Annotated in this window: 6 protein-coding genes; 1 reads left to right on the top strand and 5 read right to left on the bottom strand. The window is 28.2% G+C overall.

The features are described 5' to 3' along the window. The coding region (locus ACH2BO_RS01015) for a B12-binding domain-containing radical SAM protein (protein ID WP_395042898.1) at nt 1-1636 on the top strand (1636 nt) is incomplete at its 5' end. Nucleotides 1637-1644: 8 nt separating this feature from the next. On the opposite strand, the gene ACH2BO_RS01010 is transcribed toward ACH2BO_RS01015, so the two are convergent. The 5 genes from ACH2BO_RS01010 to ACH2BO_RS00990 all read right to left on the bottom strand — a co-directional run. Then, nucleotides 1645-1764 (bottom strand): GlyGly-CTERM sorting domain-containing protein, encoded by a 120-nt coding sequence (locus tag ACH2BO_RS01010; RefSeq protein ID WP_395042899.1) that lies wholly within the window; start codon nt 1762-1764, stop codon nt 1645-1647. A 37-nt stretch (nt 1765-1801) separates the two neighbouring features. Beyond that, on the bottom strand, nt 1802-2257 hold the full coding sequence (locus ACH2BO_RS01005; protein ID WP_395042897.1) for a T9SS type A sorting domain-containing protein: 456 nt from the start codon (nt 2255-2257) through the stop codon (nt 1802-1804). Continuing rightward, the gene (locus tag ACH2BO_RS01000) at nt 2238-2639 is read right to left on the bottom strand and encodes a hypothetical protein (protein WP_395042896.1); all 402 of its coding nucleotides are present in this window, start codon (nt 2637-2639) and stop codon (nt 2238-2240) included. The genes ACH2BO_RS01005 and ACH2BO_RS01000 overlap by 20 nt, the downstream gene beginning before the upstream one ends. A 115-nt stretch (nt 2640-2754) precedes the next feature. Continuing rightward, entirely contained in the window at nt 2755-3438 is a 684-nt protein-coding gene (locus tag ACH2BO_RS00995; RefSeq protein ID WP_395042895.1) for a response regulator transcription factor, read from the bottom strand. A gap of 71 nt (nt 3439-3509) precedes the next feature. After that, the coding region (locus ACH2BO_RS00990) for a sensor histidine kinase (protein ID WP_395042894.1) at nt 3510-4051 on the bottom strand (542 nt) is incomplete at its 5' end.

Raw genomic sequence — 4051 nt, 5'->3', positions numbered from 1 at the left:
AATAGTTGAAGAAAAAATTAATGAAGTGCAACCTAAATTGGTTTTAATTTCGGTTCCGTTTCCTGGCAATTTATATAGTGCTTTTCGTTGTTCACAGTTTATAAAAAAACATTTTCCAGAAATTAAAATTTCAATGGGTGGTGGTTTTCCAAATACCGAGTTACGTGATTTAAAAGATGTTAGGGTTTTTGATTTTTTCGATTTTATTACGCTAGACGATGGTGAATTGCCTGTAGAATTGCTATATGAATCAGTTTGTCACACTGAGCATGCTTGTGCTGAGCAAAGCCGAAGTATCGAAGTGCTTTACAAAAGAACTTTTTTACTTGAAAACAACGAAGTAATTTATAAAAACAACACCACAAAACTAGATTATAAACAAGCACAAGTTGGAACTCCAGATTATTCTGATTTGTATTTGGATAAATATATTTCAGTTATAGAAATTGCCAATCCAATGCACAGTTTGTGGAGCGATGGCAGATGGAACAAACTTACCATGGCACACGGTTGTTATTGGGGAAAATGTACTTTTTGTGACATTTCATTAGATTACATAAAAATATACGAGCCAGTTGCAGCCAAACTTCTTGTTGATAGAATGGAAGAAATGATTGCACAAACTGGTGAAAATGGTTTTCATTTTGTAGACGAAGCTGCACCGCCAGCTTTGATGAAAGAAGTAGCTTTAGAAATTATTAAAAGAAATTTAGTAGTTTCATGGTGGACCAATATAAGATTTGAAAAAAGTTTTACACAAGATTTATGTTATTTATTAAAAACCTCTGGTTGTATTGCAGTTTCTGGCGGATTAGAAGTTGCGTCAGACAGATTATTAAAATTGATTGATAAAGGAGTTACAGTTGAACAAGTGGCACAAGTAACCAAAAATTTTACCGAATGTGGTATTATGGTTCATGCTTATTTGATGTATGGTTATCCAACACAAACCATTCAAGAAACAGTTGATAGTTTAGAAATGGTTCGTCAACTGTTTGAAATTGGAGTATTGCAAAGCGGTTTTTGGCATCAATTTGCAATGACTGCTCATTCGCCAGTTGGAATGAATCCTGAACAGTTTGGAGTAATTCCAGAACAAAACGAAATTACATTTGCCAATAATGATATTAACTTTAAAGATAAAACAGGAATTAATCATGATAAATTTTCATTCGGATTGAAAAAATCTTTGTTTAATTTTATGCACGGAATTGGGTTTGAATTCAATTTGCAAGAATGGTTTGATTTTAAAATTCCGAAAACTAAAATTTCATCAAATTATATTGAAAATTGTTTTGTTGATGAAGTTCATAATCGAGTAAAATCATCAGCAAAAATTGTTTGGTTAGGAGGAAAGCCAAGTGTTAATACTATTTCTAAAAATAAAAAAGGAAATATATATGAAATTTCTATTCTCACTTTTAACGATAAAACTTCGTCAGTAAATATTTCTTTAGATAAGGACAAAGCAGATTGGTTTATAAACTCATTAGAAAAAACTTCTGTTTATTCTAATGAAATTATAACTTTTGGTCAACTTAAAACCGATTTTGAACAAAATTTTGAAGATTTTGAATTGTTTTGGTATTCTAAACCAATAAATACTGTAAGAGAATTTGGGTTGTTGGTATTGTGATTTTAGAATTAATAAATTTTTAATTTTGTCATTTCGACGCAGGAGAAATCGCATAAAGTGATTAATGTTACGTGATTTCTCCTGCGTCGAAATAACAAAAAAAGATAAAAAAGCGCAAACCAATTGATTTGCGCTTTTCACTCTTTAACTAAAAAAACTACTAACTTATTCCTTAACCACTTTTTCAACTTTACTACCAATTTCAGTAGTAATTTTTACAAAATAAATTCCGTTAGATTTATTTGTTATGTCAATTGTTGATGTATTGTCATTTTCTAAAATTGTTTGTAAAATTCTACCTTGAACATCATATAACTCTATCGTTTTTATACTATTCTTACAATTAATATTGATAATAGAATTTACAGGATTAGGGTAAAGAACAATACTTTCATCAAGGTTAAATACTGTATTACTCAATGCTTGGAATATCGTTTCTGTAGGATCAGTATTAATTGGAGCATTATAATCAAAGAAAATATTAGCCGTTTTTGAAACACTATCACCAACAACCAAATCATTTTTAGATTTTATTTTAAACAATACATTTCCATGACCGCCAACTGGTGGATTTCCTGATGTTGCAGCTAGATTGATGTCTTCAAAAACGTGCCAAACCATTTTTAAATTTTAGATTTTTTGAATCGCTTTCAAGTAGTTTTTCGAATTCATTTTGGGCTTTAATAAAATAATTGTTTGCGTTTTTATAATTTCCAAGAATAATATTAGAATTACCTAAATTGATATAAGCATTGGCTAAGCCAAAATTGAAATTTACTTTTTGTGAAAGTGCAACAGCTTTTGTGGCATAAAAACCTGTAGAATCGGGATAAGATTCTTTATATTCATTTGCCAAATTGTTATAAATTGAAACTCGAGAAGTATCATTTTTTACAACATTTAATACTCTTTTTAAACTATCTATTCTAATGTTTTGAGCATTAGAAATAGTGTTGAATGTGATTAAGAGAAGGAGTGTAGTTATATAGATTATATTTTTCACGCTATTTTGTTTTAACTTATCAATACAAATATAGAGTAAGTTTTTTTGTTAAAATAGTGTGAATTATTATCTAATGCTTTTGACTTATTATTGTAATTTGTATAACAGTTAAAAACTAATCCATTGTAAACCTAAAGCCAATGCCATGAAGGTTTTCTATTACAATTCCTTTTTCGCTTGCAAGAATTTTTCTTAAACGTGAAATAAATACATCTAAGCTTCTTCCCATAAAATAGTCATCATTTCCCCAAAGCGATTTTAGAATTTCTTCACGTTTCATAACTACATTTTTATTATCTAAAAATAGTTTTAAGAGTTCAGATTCTCTTTGTGTGAGTGATATTTTCTCGGTATCTGTAAATACAATATAATTTTTGTTGTCAAATTGGTATTTTCCAACAGTATAATAATTTTTTTCTACGATTCTAGTTTTGTTAGATCGTTTTAAGAAAATTTCAATTTTAAGTAATAGTTCTTCAATAGAAAATGGTTTTACCAAATAATCATCGGCACCAAGTCGCAATCCTTTTAGTTTATCTTCTTTTAAAGTTTTAGCAGAAAGAAAAATTATTGGAATTTCAGAATTTAATTTTCTAATAGCTTCTGCCAATTCAAAACCATCCATTTTTGGCATCATTATATCGAGAACGCAAATGTCAAAATGTTCTTTTTTAAAAGTTTCTAATGCTAATTCTCCATTATCACAATGAGTAACTTCATAATTTTGGTCTAAATTATCTTTTGTAAGAAACGCGATGGTTTCGTCATCTTCTGCATAAAGTATTTTATATTTTATCATGGCTATTCATTGAGAGGAAAGACCTGTTTGCTGTGGCAGAAGCAATCTCATCCTTGTTAATTTGTTTTTATTTATTTAGGAATTGCAATAGAAATAGTTATTCCTTTATCTAAATTGTTTTTTGCTGTAATCTTCCAATGGTGTTGTCGACAAATGTTTTTTACATAATACAATCCTAAACCAAAACCATTTACTTCAATGCTTTTTTTATCGATTACTCTATAAAATTTATCAAATATAAAGGTTATATTTTTATTAGAAACTCCAATTCCGTTATCTTTAAAATCTAAAATAACAGTACCTTTTTCTTCTATTATTGTTATACTAATTTCAGGATTCTCGTCGCAATATTTTATAGAATTATCAATTAAATTATGAACAATATTAGTAAAATGAAATTCATCTGCTAGAATTGAATAATCTTTAATGGTATTTATAGTAACTTTTAAATTTTCATGTTTGAGCTTCATGTTTTCGATAACTTCATTCAAAATTGGAAGTAACATTATTTGTTTTTTATTTAATGCCAAAGAAGTTTCGTCGGATTTTGCAATATTTAAAACCTTTTCAATATGATTGTTTAATTTTTTACTTTGACTAATAATTATTTCTG

It is taken from the genome of Flavobacterium sp., from assembly GCF_043773265.1.
In the GTDB taxonomy this organism is placed as follows: Bacteria; Bacteroidota; Bacteroidia; order Flavobacteriales; family Flavobacteriaceae; genus Flavobacterium.
Note: the sequence above shows the minus strand (reverse complement) of the source record. Positions and strands in the feature narration are given on the sequence as shown.